The sequence below is a fragment of the Ensifer sp. R1-3 genome, from assembly GCF_056739175.1.
The window spans coordinates 1,583,323-1,597,445 of record NZ_CP096515.1; the positions used below are offsets into that span (position 1 = coordinate 1,583,323).

11 protein-coding genes and 1 pseudogene are annotated in these 14,123 nt (G+C 63.2%); 6 read left to right on the plus strand and 6 right to left on the minus strand.

What is annotated here, in order from left to right:
* Positions 1 to 39: 39 nt before the first annotated feature.
* Entirely contained in the window at positions 40 to 1,155 is a 1,116-nt protein-coding gene (locus M1D43_RS07660) for an AI-2E family transporter (protein ID WP_010969095.1), read from the minus strand.
* 245 nt (positions 1,156 to 1,400) lie between these two features.
* Between M1D43_RS07660 and purM the strand changes: the two genes are divergently transcribed.
* Complete coding sequence (purM, locus tag M1D43_RS07665; RefSeq protein WP_010969094.1) at positions 1,401 to 2,471, plus strand: phosphoribosylformylglycinamidine cyclo-ligase; 1,071 nt, start codon at positions 1,401 to 1,403, stop codon at positions 2,469 to 2,471.
* Positions 2,468 to 3,130, plus strand: coding sequence for a phosphoribosylglycinamide formyltransferase (gene purN / locus M1D43_RS07670; RefSeq protein WP_153313824.1), 663 nt, complete (start codon positions 2,468 to 2,470; stop codon positions 3,128 to 3,130). Before purM ends, purN begins: the two co-directional genes overlap by 4 nt.
* A gap of 9 nt (positions 3,131 to 3,139) precedes the next feature.
* On the opposite strand, the gene M1D43_RS07675 is transcribed toward purN, so the two are convergent.
* The 4 genes from M1D43_RS07675 to M1D43_RS07690 all read right to left on the minus strand — a co-directional run bounded on the left by M1D43_RS07675 (position 3,140) and on the right by M1D43_RS07690 (position 10,167).
* Complete coding sequence (locus M1D43_RS07675) at positions 3,140 to 4,522, minus strand: virulence factor (RefSeq protein WP_153313825.1); 1,383 nt, start codon at positions 4,520 to 4,522, stop codon at positions 3,140 to 3,142.
* Positions 4,519 to 7,125 carry a bifunctional lysylphosphatidylglycerol flippase/synthetase MprF gene (gene mprF / locus M1D43_RS07680; RefSeq protein ID WP_153313826.1) on the minus strand — a complete coding sequence of 869 codons (2,607 nt, stop codon included), beginning with the start codon at positions 7,123 to 7,125 and terminating at the stop codon, positions 4,519 to 4,521. The genes M1D43_RS07675 and mprF overlap by 4 nt, the downstream gene beginning before the upstream one ends.
* A gap of 104 nt (positions 7,126 to 7,229) precedes the next feature.
* On the minus strand, positions 7,230 to 7,826 hold the full coding sequence (locus M1D43_RS07685) for an NUDIX domain-containing protein (protein ID WP_003531602.1): 597 nt from the start codon (positions 7,824 to 7,826) through the stop codon (positions 7,230 to 7,232).
* A gap of 208 nt (positions 7,827 to 8,034) precedes the next feature.
* Positions 8,035 to 10,167: a molybdopterin-containing oxidoreductase family protein gene (locus tag M1D43_RS07690; RefSeq protein WP_153313828.1), complete on the minus strand. Its 2,133-nt coding sequence runs from the start codon at positions 10,165 to 10,167 to the stop codon at positions 8,035 to 8,037.
* Positions 10,168 to 10,235: 68 nt separating this feature from the next.
* On the opposite strand from M1D43_RS07690, the gene M1D43_RS07695 reads away from it, so the two are divergent.
* The 4 genes and pseudogenes from M1D43_RS07695 to M1D43_RS07710 all read left to right on the plus strand — a co-directional run bounded on the left by M1D43_RS07695 (position 10,236) and on the right by M1D43_RS07710 (position 13,016).
* Positions 10,236 to 11,105, plus strand: a complete 870-nt coding sequence (locus M1D43_RS07695; RefSeq protein WP_153313829.1) for a 23S rRNA (adenine(2030)-N(6))-methyltransferase RlmJ — start codon at positions 10,236 to 10,238, stop codon at positions 11,103 to 11,105.
* A gap of 51 nt (positions 11,106 to 11,156) precedes the next feature.
* The gene (locus M1D43_RS07700; RefSeq protein ID WP_003531605.1) at positions 11,157 to 11,600 is read left to right on the plus strand and encodes a hypothetical protein; all 444 of its coding nucleotides are present in this window, start codon (positions 11,157 to 11,159) and stop codon (positions 11,598 to 11,600) included.
* A gap of 53 nt (positions 11,601 to 11,653) precedes the next feature.
* A pseudogene (locus M1D43_RS07705) lies at positions 11,654 to 12,411 on the plus strand (ribonuclease T2 family protein).
* Positions 12,412 to 12,425: 14 nt separating this feature from the next.
* Entirely contained in the window at positions 12,426 to 13,016 is a 591-nt protein-coding gene (locus M1D43_RS07710; RefSeq protein WP_003531606.1) for a glutathione S-transferase, read from the plus strand.
* A gap of 240 nt (positions 13,017 to 13,256) precedes the next feature.
* On the opposite strand, the gene M1D43_RS07715 is transcribed toward M1D43_RS07710, so the two are convergent.
* On the minus strand, positions 13,257 to 13,895 hold the full coding sequence (locus M1D43_RS07715) for an outer membrane protein (RefSeq protein WP_003531607.1): 639 nt from the start codon (positions 13,893 to 13,895) through the stop codon (positions 13,257 to 13,259).
* Positions 13,896 to 14,123: the final 228 nt, after the last annotated feature.

The following is a 14,123-nucleotide window of genomic DNA, read 5'->3' on the forward strand; positions in this document are numbered from 1 at the left end:
TTCACATTTTGAAGCTACGCACTTCCGCACCGAAAAGCTCTAGCCGTGGCTCTCCGGCTCCTTGTGAACGGCTGTTCTATGCCCGTGATAGAGATCGCTATCAAGGTACCGCTGGATGCCGAAGCGGACAAGCACACCGATCGCGGCCGCCGCGGGCACCGCCACGAGCAGGCCGACGAAGCCGAAGAGCGCGCCGAACGCAAGCAGGGCGAACATCAGCCAGACCGGGTGCAGCCCGACGCTTTTGCCGACCAGTTTCGGCTGCAGAATATTGCCTTCGAGAAACTGGCCGCTGAAGAAAACGGCGAGAACCAAAAGGATCCAGACATAGTCCGGCCAGAACTGAACGAGCGCGACGCCGAGCGCAAGCACGAGGCCGACCAGCGATCCCACATAGGGAATGAAACTGATCATGCCGGCGAAGAGGCCGATCAGGAGGCCGAAATTGAGCCCCACCATCGTCAGCCCGATCCCGTAATAGAGGCCGAGGATCAGGCAGAGAGAGCCCTGGCCGCGGACAAATCCGGCGATGGTCGTATTCATGTCGCGAGCGATCTGCCGCACGACCTCGACGTAATCGCGCGGTATCCAGCTGTCGACCCTGTCGACCATACGGTCCCAGTCGAGCAGCAGATAGAAGGCGACGACAGGGGTGATGACGAACAGGGACAGGATATTGAGAAGTGCCAAGCCGGAGTTCCAGATCTGCTGGAACAGCGTGCCGAGGAAGCTTGCGCCTTGCTCCAAAAGCTTGGCCGAGTTCTGTTTGATCGTCGTCATCTGGCCGGCGAGCCAGTCCGGCAACAGCGTCGACTGGCTGTCGGTCAGGAATTCCTGAAGCCTGGTGATGTAACCCGGCATTTTCTGAATGAATTCGGCAGCCTGCGTGACGACCAGCGGAACGATGATCATCAGCGATAGCGCCAGCACGACGACGAAGGCGACCAGGATGGCGATTGTCGCCATCAGCCGGCTCAGACCGAGCCGCTCCAGGCGATCGGCTACAGGATCGAGAAAATAGGCGAGCGCCATGCCGGCGAGGAAGGGCAGAAGAATGGAACTGAACACCAGCAGGAAGGCAATGAAGCCGACAAGCACCAGCAGCCAGAAAAAGATCTGGCGCTGAAGTCCCATACTGCTGACCCGATCGCCCATGACGGCCCCCGTTGCGCGCGGCACACCGCACCTTCCGCGTCGTTCGTTCGGACGAGATAGGGCTTGGGGCGCGCCAAGGTCAAGTCCGGCAGCGCTCACGGGGCAAACGGCCTGTGGCCGGCAGAAGGTGCTGACCACAGTCGAATTCACGAAAAAAGCAGGATCGGGCGCGCCTCTGCGCTTGCACTCCTCGCTTCTCCGTGCCAATCGCATCCGCAATCAGCGACGAGCCTTGGAGAGCGAGCATGAGCCAGTCGGGAAAGAACGGCCTCACCTACAGCGACGCAGGTGTGGATATCGATGCCGGCAACCTGATGGTCGAGAAGATCAAGCCGCATGTCCGCTCGACCCGGCGTCCCGGCGCCGATGGCGAGATCGGCGGGTTCGGCGGCCTCTTCGACCTGAAGGCCGCCGGTTTCAGCGATCCGGTCCTCGTCGCCGCCAATGACGGCGTCGGCACGAAGCTCAAGATCGCTATCGACGCCGACAAGCACGACACGGTCGGCATCGACCTCGTCGCCATGTGCGTGAACGATCTCGTGGTGCAGGGCGCCGAACCGCTGTTCTTCCTCGACTACTTCGCGACCGGCAAGCTCGATCCCGACCAGGGCGCCGCGATCGTCGCGGGAATCGCCGCCGGCTGCCGCGAGGCAGGCTGCGCGCTGATCGGCGGCGAGACGGCCGAGATGCCGGGCATGTATTCCGGCGGCGACTACGATCTTGCCGGCTTTGCAGTCGGCGCGGCCGAGCGCGGGCAGCTTCTGCCGGCGGGCGACATTGCCGAAGGAGACGTCATCCTCGGACTTGCCTCCTCGGGCGTCCACTCAAACGGCTATTCGCTGGTGCGCAAGATCGTTTCGCTCTCGGGCCTCGCCTGGGATGCTCCGGCACCTTTCGGAGAAGGCACGCTCGCCGACCTCCTGATGACGCCGACGCGCATCTATGTGAAACCGCTTTTGAAGGCGATCCGCGAGACGGGTGCGATCAAGGCACTGGCCCACATCACCGGCGGCGGCTTCCCCGAGAATATTCCGCGGGTGCTGCCGAAGCATCTTGCCGCCGAGATCGACCTCGGCGCCATCAAGCCGCCGGCCGTCTTCTCCTGGCTCGCAAAGACCGGCGGCGTTGCCGCCAACGAGATGCTGCGCACCTTCAATTGCGGCGTCGGCATGATCGCCGTGGTTCCGGCGAGTGAAGCGGAAAAAGTTGCGGCAGTGCTTGCCGGCGAAGGCGAAACGGTCTTCACGCTCGGCCGCATGGTCGCACGCGCCGAGGGCGCGCCCGGCACGATCTACAAGGGCAATCTCGCCATATGAGCATGGTGGCCGGCAAGAAGAAGGTCGTCGTGTTCATTTCCGGCGGCGGCTCCAATATGATCGCCCTGGCGAAGGCTGCCGCCGCGCCGGATTTTCCGGCCGAGATCATTGCAGTGATCGCCGACAAGGCGGACGCGGGTGGCCTCGACAAGGCGGCCGGGCTCGGCATTCCGACCTTCTCCTTCGTTCGCAAGGATTTTGCGGGCAAGGAAGCGCACGAGCAAGCAATCCTCGCCGAGCTCGACCAGCTCCAGCCGGACGTGATCTGTCTCGCGGGCTATATGCGCCTTCTTTCTGCGGCCTTCATCCAGCGCTACGAGGGCCGGATCCTCAACATCCACCCGTCGCTGCTTCCGCTCTTCCCCGGGCTTCACACGCACCAGCGGGCAATCGACGCCGGGATGAGAATCGCAGGCTGCACCGTGCATTTCGTGACGGAGGCTATGGACGACGGGCCGATCGTCGCCCAGGCGGCCGTACCGGTCGTTTCCGGCGACACGGCGGATACGCTCGCCGCCCGCGTCCTTACCGTCGAGCACAGGACCTATCCGATGGCGCTTCGGCTCGTGGCTGAAGGCAAGGTGCGGATGGAAGCCGGCCGGGTGGTAAGCCATGCCGTCGGCGAGGCAACGGGTACGCTCATTTCCCCCGCCATCTGAGGCAGCGGGTCACCTTCCCATCGCCAGCCGGCGGTCGAGCGCATCGAGCACGCGTCGTGTCAGGGCGGCATAGTCGCCGTCGAAATGATGGCCTCCCTCGATGGAAACCACGTCGATGCCGGAGGATTTCAGATCCGGGCAGGCATCGTCCTCCTCGTCGGTGCCGTAAATGCACTGCACGAGCGCCGGCTCGATCGCCTTGATGTCGTCGACCGGGTCGCCGGCATTCCCCTCTCCGTCGGCGCCGAGCCAGCCGAGGACGGAGATCTTGTAGTCGGCGCGATGCGACAGCGCCATGAGCGTTACCTGCCGTATGCGCGCGCGGGTCGCTGACGGAAGCAGGTTGTAGGTGCGCGGCAGGATGTCGGCGCCGAAGGAATAGCCGATCAGCAGTACATTGCGGACGTTCCACCGCCTGCCGTAATAGGTGATGACACGGGCGAGATCGTCCGCCGTCGCCTGCGGCTGGCGCTCCGACCAGAAATAGCGAAGCGAATCCACCCCGACGACGGGCACGCCCTGCTGCTGCAGGGCATTGCCGACCTCCTTGTCGATGTCGCGCCAGCCGCCGTCGCCGGAATAGATCACCGCCATGGTATCGCGCGCAGGCTTCGCATCGAGAACGGTCAGGGGGAGCCCGAACGGGTTGTCCCCTTCGTCCTCCTGCTGGATGTACCCCGCAAGCGTGGAGGAAAGTGCGGCATAGACGTCTTCGTCGCTCTCCTGGACTTCGACGTCCGGATGCTTGGCTGCGAGAGCGGCAACGTGCTCGCGTCCGGCAGCCGACGCGGACGGCGAAGAGACGACGGTTACCGGGTCGGGCAAGGCGCCATCGGTCAGGCCATAGACCATGCGGTCGCCTTTCCGGGTCTTTTCGGCAGGAGTGCAGAGCTGCTTCGTCAGGGCGATACCCTCTTCGGGATCGACCGCGAGCGTCCGGCCGATGGTCGCTGCGGGAGACTGTGCGGCGATCGCCAGCGCCATGGCCCCGCCGGCCCCGACGCCGGCGACGATCGGCGGCCGATAGGCGCCGCTGCCGGCCGCGCGCTGCACCTGCTGACTCAAGGATTCGATGTCCGAGACCGTGTAGACGCAGTCCCCGTCATCCCTGCCGAGGGCTGCCAGATAGGCCTTGAGGTCGATGCCTATGACGAGCGCTTTCTCGCTCGAAAGCTTTCGGGCAACGGCATCCTCCCTCTCTGTCCAGCCGCCGGCGTCCGAAAGCAGCACCACGGCGCCGGAAGCCGCCTCTTTCGGGAACAGGATGTGCGGTGCGGGGATCATGCCGGTGTCGAACTTTGCCGCGTCTTCGGCAAAAGACGGAAGGGATGCAGCGCCGGCAATCAGTGCCGCCAGGGCTGCACGCTTCAAGATCCTTTTAATGGGGGTCATTTCCTGATCACTCCCTTCAGACCGCCGCCGATCAGGAATGTCGCATCCATCAGCGCCAGGATCGGGTTGAAGCCTCCGCTCGCCACCAGGTAGCGCGGCTGCCACTGCGGGTGAAACTTGGACTTGAAGGCGCGCAGTCCCTTGAAGTTGTAGAAGCGCTCGCCGTGCTCATAGAATGCCCGGCCGGCGCGGTCCCATACGGGCGCCAGCCGGCGCTCCGACATGCCTGACAGCGGCGCCATTCCGAGATTGAAACGCCGATAGCCCTCGTTCTTCAGATATTCCATCAGTTGCGCGAACAGGAAATCCATCGCCCCTTTCGGCGCCTCGGGCGAGAAACGCATGAGGTCGACCGAGCCCTCCTCCTTGGTGCCGGTGATCAGAATATTGGCGAAGGCCACGATGCGACCCTGCCGTTTGAGGATCGCGACAGGCTGCGCCGTCAGGTATCGCGGATCGAAGGCGCCGAGGGAAAAGCCCTTCTCCCTCGCATTGTGGTGGGCGAGCCAAGCATCGGAAACGGCCCCGAGCTCCGGAAGGATTGCCGGTATTTCCGCGGGCGCGACGACCGAGAACTCCAGCCCGTCGCGAATGCCACGGCTCACCTGCTGGCGCAGGTTTGCCCACTTGCCGCCCTTCATCTCGAAGCGCGTGAGATCGACCTCGGCAAGTTCGCCGAGGCGGAAGGCTCTCAAGCCCGCATCCGCGTAATGCGAAAGCCCGCGCGCCGAGACCTGGTAGAAGACGGCGCGGCAACCATTGGAGCGCGCCGCCTCGATGAACTGCCAGATGAGATCCGGCCAGGCATCCACGGGTCCGACCGGATCGAACAACGCAATCCAGGAACGCGCCCAGCGGCCATACATGATGAAGGCCCGGCCGTCGGCGGAGAACATGATGCTCTTGTCACCCATGCGCACGAGGTTGGCGTCGGACATGTCCTGCGCGTCGACGATGGCGACCGCCCGCTCCATCTCCTGTCCGCAGGCGGGGGCAACGGCCGCAGCGGCCGGGCGCATCAGGCTCCAGATCGCTACAGCACTTGCGCCGATCGTCACTCCCAGGAAGGCGCGGAGCCCGCGCGGCGCTTCCGCCGAGAATTCGAACTGCCACCAGAGCTCATGGCTGTATGCGACGTCGCGATAGACAAAGAGCAGGACGACGAATGCGCCGAAACAGATGACGCCGAGCGCGGTAAGCCACGGCAGCGTCAGCGCCTGTCCGAAAAGCGAGGCGGGACGATTGAAGAGCCGCCGACTTGCGAGAAGCCCGACAAGAAGGAAGGCGAGCATGCCGGCTTCCCCGAGCGCCACCGCCTTCACCAACGAAAGCAGGATTGCGGCCAGCGCGATCGCGACCGATGCCCACCAAGCGCCATCGAGGCGCAGCGCCAGCCCCCGCGCGACGATGAACAGCGCCAGACCCAAAAGGCTCGCAAGGAAATGCGCGCCTTCGATGATCGGTAGGGGCACGTAATTCGCAAGAAAGGCCAGGTTCTCGTCCGGCGTCGGCGTCACGCCCGAGAGAACCAGCATCAGGGCGAGGACGAGCGCCAGCGTGGCAAGCAATAGCGGCGTCATCCGGCCGCCGGCGCGGCGAAGACTGGAGGCTGCCGGGTGGCCCGCCAGCTGGCGGAGTTCGATGCCGATCATCACGACGATGGCGATGAGCAAGGGCAACAGGTGGTAGATGACGCGGTAGAGGACGAGTGCACCGAGCACCGCATCGACGCCGGCTGCGCGGCCCAGGCTCGCAACGATCACCGCTTCGAAAACGCCGAGCCCCGCCGGCACGTGGCTGAGTACGCCGAGGCCGACCGCCACGGCATAGATCGCCAGGAAGGCGGGCCAGCCCACCGTTCCGGAGGGCAAAAGGACATAGAGAACGGTCGCCGACGCCGCGAGATCGAGCGCCGTGACGAGGAACTGGCGCGAACATGTTTGTGAGTCCGGCAGACGCAAGACGAGGCGGCCGATGCGGACCTCGCGACCGCTGCGAGCGGCGATCAGCACCACCAGCAAACCGGCAAGGACGAAGACGGCGATTGCCCGCAGCCATGCCGCATCGATCCCGGTCAGCGGCGCCACGTATTCGCCAACGGCAAGCAGGCTCAAGCAGGTGACCACCGCGAGACCCAACCCGAAGGCGAGTGTGACGAAGGCGATGAGACGGGCGATCTCCTCCGGCTTCAGCCCGAGGCGCGAATAGGACCGATAGCGGATTGCACCGCCGCTCAGCGGACCGAAGCCCGCCGTGTTGCCGACGGCATAGGCGCAGGCGGCCGTGAGCGCGACGGCGGGATAGGGAAGCTTGCGTTCGATGTAATCGAGCGCGCTGACGTCGTAGAAGGTGAGTGCGAGGAAGCTCAGGCCCGTGAACAGGATCGCCGTTGCCACCGGTCGCCGGCTCGTATCCGCCAGCGCCGACACGACGTCGTCATATCGCACCTCGGCCGTCAGGTGAAAGATCGCCGCGCCGAAGAGCGCGATCACGAGGAGTGTGCCTATCGCGGAGAGGTAACGCTGGTTGCGTCTCAGAAAGAGCCGCCATGTACCGCGGTCCTGTTGGTCTTCCGCTTCAAACTCTTCCGTGGAGGACGCCATTGGTTCGCCCGTGCCGTTGAAGGAGACGACAATGGCTTACCGCAGCGCAGCGCGATCAAACAGTGAAATATCGGTAATGTAGAATACTATGGAGTATCAGGCGGTTACTTGGCGAGCGAGGCACGGTTGAGCATAGCCCACTGCAGAAGCATGATGGTTTTCGCATCGCAGATCTCGCCGGTGCCTATCCTCGCGACGGCTTCGTCGAAGGAAATTTCCAACACCTCGATGTCCTCGCCCTCATGCGCAAGTCCGCCGCCCGCCGCGACCTTCTTTGATATATCGATGAGACCGAGGAAGAAGCTCGTGCGCTCCGTAATGGAGCCGGGGCTCATATAGGCATCGAAGAGATGCATGGCCGTCTCGATGCGGTAGCCGGTTTCCTCCATCGCCTCGCGGCAGATCGCGACTTCCGGGGCTTCGCCGTCGAGGAGGCCCGCCGGCGCTTCGAGGAGATATCCCGTTTCCCCCTGCAGGAAAACCGGCAGGCGCAGCTGGCGGACGAGAACCACCACCTGCCGCTCCGGATCGAAGAGGAGGATCGTTGCGGCTCGGCCGTGGTCGTGCACTTCACGCACGAGGCGCGCGGTGCTGCCGTCGGACATTTCCTGCTCGATCGTGATCTGCTCGAGATTGATGAAGCCATCCCAGACCGTCTTGCGATCGATGATCCGGAAGCGCGCGTCTGCGTTTTTGGTCATGGGAAGTCCTTTAGGCCTGTTGAAATTCGGGATGCTCGCCGGGACTTGTTTCCTCCCTCATCCCTGTGCTTGTCACAGGAATGAGGGGGCGGAGAGATTGCCGTCCTCCGACACGTTTCCTATGCCGCGCCTGAATTTATCAGAATCGTTCACGATGGTTTTAGGTCGACCCGACCTAAAATCATCGTCAACTCGAGAGCGGGCGCGGTCAGGCCCGGCGCATCCAGACGCGGTTGTCGTGGAATGCGGCTCCGCCATAGGGTGCCACGGCATCGGCACCGGTCAAAACGTTGATCCCCTCCCCGTCCAGGTGGGCCCCATTGGGCCAAAGCCCTTCGGCGATGACGACGCCGCGACGGGTGCCCCCTCCGATCTTCGCGTGCAGGCGGATTTCACCACGCCCGTTGCCGAGCCTGACGACGTCGCCCTCGGCGATACCGAGTTCGGCCGCATCCTCCGCATGGATCATGACTTCCGGCCGGCCCTCCTTCTGGATCGAGGACGGGGTTTCGGCAAAGGTGGAATTGAGGAAGGAACGCGCCGGCGACGTGGCCAGCCGGAACGGATGCCGCTCGTCGGCCACCTCGATGAGGTCGACGTGATCGGGAAACTCGGGAAGCTGACCGTGCGGCCCCTGAGCCCCCATCGCCTTCGGTGGCCGGTTCGGCGCGGGCGTACCCGTCCAATCCGCCTTGAACCGGAACCTGCCGTCCGGATGCCCGAAACCGTTGAGGAAATGCGCCTCGTCGAAAGCCGGCTGGCAATCGAGCCATTTCCGCTCTTTCATCTCGTCGTAGCCGATGCCGTAATTGGCGAGCAATCGGTCGATATGCTGCCGTTCCGTCAGGCGGAAGCCGGGACAGTCTGCAACGCCGAGACGCTTTGCCAGCTCTTCGATGACGAAAAGATTGGTGCGCACGGTCGGCGGCGGCTCGACGACTTTCGGCCCGAGCAGGATATGCTGGTGGCCGCCACCGCGATAAAGGTCGTCGTGCTCGAGGAACATGGTGGCCGGCAGGACGATATCCGCGAGCTGCGCGGTGTCCGTCATGAATTGCTCGTGCACGGCGACGAAGACGTCGTCGCGCAGGAAGCCGCGCTTCACCAGCCGCTGCTCCGGTGCGACATTGACCGGGTTGGTGTTCTGGATGAGCAGTGCCGTCACGGGGCCGCGATGGCGAAGCGCTTCGGCATCTCCGGTCAGAACGCGGCCGATCTGCGACTGGTCGAGCATGCGCACATCCGGATCGTGAAAGGCGCTGCCGACGAGTTCGCGCTTGTCCAGCCGGAAAATGTCGTTGTTCGAATGGAAGGCGCCGCCGCCCTCATGTTTCCAGGAGCCGAGCACCGTGGCAACGGAGGCTGCGGCATGAATCGCGACGGAACCGTTGCGCTGGCGGGTGAAGCCGTAGCCGAGACGGAAATAGGTCCGCGGCGTCGTTCCGACGAGTCTCGCGAAAGCTTCGATCTCCTCCACCGAAAGCCCGGTGATCGCGGAGGCCCATTCCGGTCCGCGCGTCTTCAGATGCGCTTCGAGTCCCGCGGGATCGTCGGCGAATTCAGCCATGTAGGCGCGGTCCGCATGACCGTCGCGGAAGGCGACGTGCATGACGGCGCAGGCGAGCGCCGCGTCGGTGCCGGGCTTCAGGACCAGCCCCATATCGGCCTGCTTGATCGTCGGATTGTCGTAGACGTCGATGACGACGATCTTGGCGCCGCGCTCCTTTCGCGCCTTGACCGCGTGGGTCATGACGTTGACCTGCGTCGCCACCGCATTGGTGCCCCAGATCACCACGCAATCGGACTTGGCCATCTCCCTTGGGTCCGGTCCGCGCAGGGTACCGGTCCCCATGGTGTAGCCGGTCCAGGCCATGTTGGTGCAGATCGACCCGAAGAAGCCGGAATAACGCTTGGCGTGGCGCAGCCGCTCGATGGAGTCGCGCTGCACCTGCCCCATGGTCCCGGCATAGAAATAGGGCCAGACCGCCTCCGAGCCGTGTCTCTGTTCGGCCTTGACGAACTGGTCGGCGATCTCGTCGAGGGCCGTCTCCCAGGAAATCTCCTGCCAACGCCCCTCGCCCTTCGCACCGACCCGGCGTTGCGGCACCATCAAGCGGCCGGGATGATAGATACGCTCCGCATAGCGGGCGACCTTGGCGCAGATGACCCCGGCGGTGTAGGTGTTTTCCGCCGCGCCGCGTACGCGCCCGATCCGGCCCTCGGCGGTGAGGTCGACCTCCAGCGCACAAGCCGAGGGACAGTCATGCGGACAGACCGAATGGCCGATGGTCTTTTCTTGTCTGATAGGGGTCGCAACGTTCATAGCTTTTCTATATGGCATGGCCAGGGACGCTCAAAGCCCCATTCGCCATTCATCGAAACAATTGATCGCGGCCATCGGCAACGCTTATGAACTACCGGCACATCTACCACGCGGGCAACTTCGCCGATGTCCTGAAGCACGCGGTGCTGGCGCGGCTCGTCACCTATCTGAAGCAGAAGGACAAGGCCTTCCGCGTGCTGGACACCCATGCGGGGATCGGCGTTTACGACCTTTCGAGCGAGGAAGCGCAGAAGACCGGCGAATGGCGCGAGGGCATCGGAAGGCTGATCGAGGCCGAGCTTCCCGCCCCGGTCGCCGCCATTCTCGACCCATATCTTTCCGCCGTTCGCGACCTCAATCCCGAAGGCGGCCTCATGCATTATCCGGGGTCGCCGAAGCTCGCCCGCATGTTGTTTCGTCCGCAGGACCGGCTGTCGGCCATGGAACTTCATCCGGAGGATCACGAGGCGCTGCACCGGCTCTTCGAAGGCGATTTCCAGAGCCGCATCACCCGGCTCGATGGCTGGCTGGCGCTGGGCGCACATCTGCCGCCGAAGGAAAAGCGAGGGCTCGTTCTCGTCGATCCTCCGTTCGAAGCCGAAGGCGAGTATGAGCGGCTGGTGGATGGGCTTGCCAAGGCATACCGCCGGTTCACCGGCGGCATCTACTGCCTCTGGTATCCGCTGAAGAAGGGCGCGCCGATCAGGGATTTTCACGAGTCGCTCAAGGCTTTGGAAATCCCGAAGATGCTTTGCGCCGAACTGTCGGTGCGCAGCGATCGCGTTACCACGGGGCTCGCGGGATCGGGCCTCGTCATCGTCAACCCGCCCTTCACGTTGAAAGGCGAACTCGACATTCTGCTACCCTACCTGAAGACACAACTCGCCCAGGATCGTTTCGCTTCGGGACGTTGCTTCTGGCTGCGCGGCGAGGCGCCGCTCAATCGAGGGCCTTGACGGATAAGGTTCTGTGGCTTCAATCTCTTACGACGACTCAGGGAGGTAGCCATGACTTGCAAGCTTGCCGCAATGCTTCTCACCTCGCTTTCCCTCGTTGCCGGCATGGCCAGCAGCGTGGCCGCCGCAGACTTTGCGGAAGTTCCCGTCGCCCGGCACACCTACGACGTCGGCGTTTGCGGCAACCCCTCCGTCCTCGGCTTCATCACCCGACGCTTCGACTACAAGGCGGCGAACTACCTGCGCGCCAACATCGCCATCGCCGAGATCCGCGAAATGGGTCAGAGCCGCTTCGAACCGCGCGATTACACCCATCTGGTGGAACGCGAATATTGCTACGCGACCGCGGTGACGACGGACGGCGTTCGGCGCCCGATGTGGTATCTGATCGAGAGACCATGGGGCTTTGCCGGCGTCGGGTCCAATATCGAGTTCTGCGTCGGCGGCCTCGACCCATGGTATGTGTACGGCGCCAACTGCGCTTCGCTTCGGTGATCAGCACCTGACGCATGTCGCCCAAAAGTGCGCAGCGGTTTTGGGACAACGACATGCATGAGTACAAAAAGCTGAAGCGCATCTCACGAATTCGATCGAACGCGACGCGTTTCTGGCTGCTGCCGGCAATCGTCGTCCTTGGTGCGCTTGTCGGCTGTGGCGGTGAAGACGGCAGCCAGACTGCCCCGAACCCCTCGAAAGATTTGGCGAGAAGTGCGTCAATCGCGCCTGTGCCCGTCGGCACGGGCTTCGACTTCTATGTGCTTTCCCTCTCCTGGTCGCCGACCTGGTGCGACGCCAACGATCCCAAAGGCAAGTCCGATCAGTGCGAAACCGGCGCGGACATGGCCTGATCGTACACGGACTCTGGCCGCAGAACGAAAACGGCTATCCGGAATATTGCCGGACGCGGCACTCGGACCGCGTGCCCGAATCGCTCGGACGGCAATATTTCGACCTCATCCCCTCTATGGGCCTTATCGGCCACCAGTGGCGCAAGCACGGCACCTGTTCTGGCCTCAGCCAGAGGGATTATTTCGCGGTCACGCGCGCCGCGCATGAGAGGCTCACCATTCCTCCGGAATTGACGACTGCGGACGGCGCGGAGAGCCTCTCCGTCCAGGCGATCGAAGCGGCCTTCGAGAAGAAAAATTCCGGGATGACGAGCGAGTCGATCGCTGTTACCTGCGAAGGCAGGCTACTCGAAGAAATCAGGATCTGCTTCGACGAGGAACTGAAATTCAGGGCTTGTCCTCAAGTCGACCGACAGGCCTGCAGACGAGACACCGTCTCGCTGCCTCCAGCACCATGATGGAAAGACATCGGATGAAGATACTCTACTCGCCCGCCTCCCCCTATTCGAACAAGGTCCGCATGGCGGCTCATCATGCCGGAATCGCGGCGGAAAGCGTTCTCACGGAAACCAATTCCAATCCGCCGCAGCTGATCGACAACAACCCGCTGGGCAAGATTCCGACGCTGATAACCGCGGACGGCCTGGCAATCTACGACAGCCGGGCGATCATGCATTTCATCGATCGTGAAACCGGGGGCAAGCTCTATCCGAAGAATCACGAAAAGCGTACCCGGATCGAGATCTTCGAGGCGCTTTGCGACGGCATTTGCGACAGCCTGCTCGCTATCGTCTACGAGAAACGCTTCCATCCGCCTGAAAAGGTGCACCAGCCCTGGATCGACCGGCAATGGGACAAGGTGGAACGGGGGCTCGACCACCTCGAAGCGAACCTGCCCAAGACCGGCAGCAAGCTCAATGCCGGTCACTTCGCGCTCGCCGCCACGCTGCGCTACATCGAACTGCGCTTCGCCGGCGAATGGCAGAAGGGCCGGCCCAAGCTGAAGAACTGGCCTGCCAAATTCGAAAAGCACTTCCCTGATTATTCGAAGTTCAAGGCTTGAGCTTTTGCGCGTGCCCCTCATCCCTCTGCCGCGACCTTCTCCCCGCAGGCGGGGAGAAGGGACACGCAGCCCCGCCTTGCCCCGAATTCAACGGCGAAAGAGGCCTGGCGCTTGCCGCTTATCCCCTTCGCCCCGCTTGCGGGGAGAAGGTGCCGGCAGGCGGATGAGGGGCACGTAAAGCAGCCCACAATACAAAAAGGCCGGGTCGCCCCGGCCTTTTTTTCGATCGTGTTGGACGGATCAGAACTTGACGCCCATACCGAGTTTGACGCTGTGCTCGTCGTAACCGGACGAGATCGTCGAACCGCCGGCGCGGAAGTCCTTGGAGCCGTAATCCGTGTAGCGGTATTCGGCACGCGCAGTGATGTTGTCGGTGACGAAGGTTTCGGCGCCGACGCCTGCGGTCCAACCGACAAGGGTCTTGTCGTCGGAGCCTGCCGGAGTCGAAAGCTTGGCATTGCCGAGTGCGACACCGGCCGTGCCGTAGACGAGGACCGGGTTCAGGTCGACACCGACGCGACCGCGGACCGAGCCGTTGACACCCTGCTTGACGCGGCGGCCGCTGGAGCGGGAGTCGTTGCCGGTGTAGTTTACGTCGGCTTCACCGCCATAAACCATCTGGCCGTCCTGGACATTGTAACCGCCATAGAGACCGCCACCGAAACCGACCGACTTATTGTTGCCGGTCGCATCGGCCTCGCCATGGTGCCAGTCGATGGTGCCGCCGACATAGGCGCCGGACCAGTTGCGCACTGCCGGTTCGGTATATTCGGCAGCCGGAGCAGCCGGAACTTCGTCGACCACGTCAGCGGCGTGGGCGGCCTGGAAGGCAACGAGGGCCATGGCCGAGGCCATGAGGGTGGTGGTGAGCGTACGCATACTATTCTCCTTTCGAACCGGCGTTCCGTTTTAGTTGTTTCTCAGCGGAACACCGGACATCTGCAATTAACCCGCCCGGTTGACCCGAAATTGATCAGGAAATGAGGAATCTCAAGAGCCAAAATGTGAAATTTTAGTGGCGGCAACGCGACTGAAATGCGATGTTGCAGCGCAGACACAGGTACTTTATTAACCACGATTCAAGATTAACGAAAGATATACTATAGC

Bases quoted from the DNA above. Each gene is read 5' to 3' on its own strand.
- M1D43_RS07660 (WP_010969095.1), bottom strand. From the start codon at position 1,155: ATGGGCGATCGGGTCAGCAGTATGGGACTTCAGCGCCAGATCTTTTTC.
- purM (WP_010969094.1), top strand. From the start codon at position 1,401: ATGAGCCAGTCGGGAAAGAACGGCCTCACCTACAGCGACGCAGGTGTG.
- purN (WP_153313824.1), top strand. From the start codon at position 2,468: ATGAGCATGGTGGCCGGCAAGAAGAAGGTCGTCGTGTTCATTTCCGGC.
- M1D43_RS07675 (WP_153313825.1), bottom strand. From the start codon at position 4,522: ATGACCCCCATTAAAAGGATCTTGAAGCGTGCAGCCCTGGCGGCACTG.
- mprF (WP_153313826.1), bottom strand. From the start codon at position 7,125: ATGGCGTCCTCCACGGAAGAGTTTGAAGCGGAAGACCAACAGGACCGC.
- M1D43_RS07685 (WP_003531602.1), bottom strand. From the start codon at position 7,826: ATGACCAAAAACGCAGACGCGCGCTTCCGGATCATCGATCGCAAGACG.
- M1D43_RS07690 (WP_153313828.1), bottom strand. From the start codon at position 10,167: ATGCCATATAGAAAAGCTATGAACGTTGCGACCCCTATCAGACAAGAA.
- M1D43_RS07695 (WP_153313829.1), top strand. From the start codon at position 10,236: ATGAACTACCGGCACATCTACCACGCGGGCAACTTCGCCGATGTCCTG.
- M1D43_RS07700 (WP_003531605.1), top strand. From the start codon at position 11,157: ATGACTTGCAAGCTTGCCGCAATGCTTCTCACCTCGCTTTCCCTCGTT.
- M1D43_RS07710 (WP_003531606.1), top strand. From the start codon at position 12,426: ATGAAGATACTCTACTCGCCCGCCTCCCCCTATTCGAACAAGGTCCGC.
- M1D43_RS07715 (WP_003531607.1), bottom strand. From the start codon at position 13,895: ATGCGTACGCTCACCACCACCCTCATGGCCTCGGCCATGGCCCTCGTT.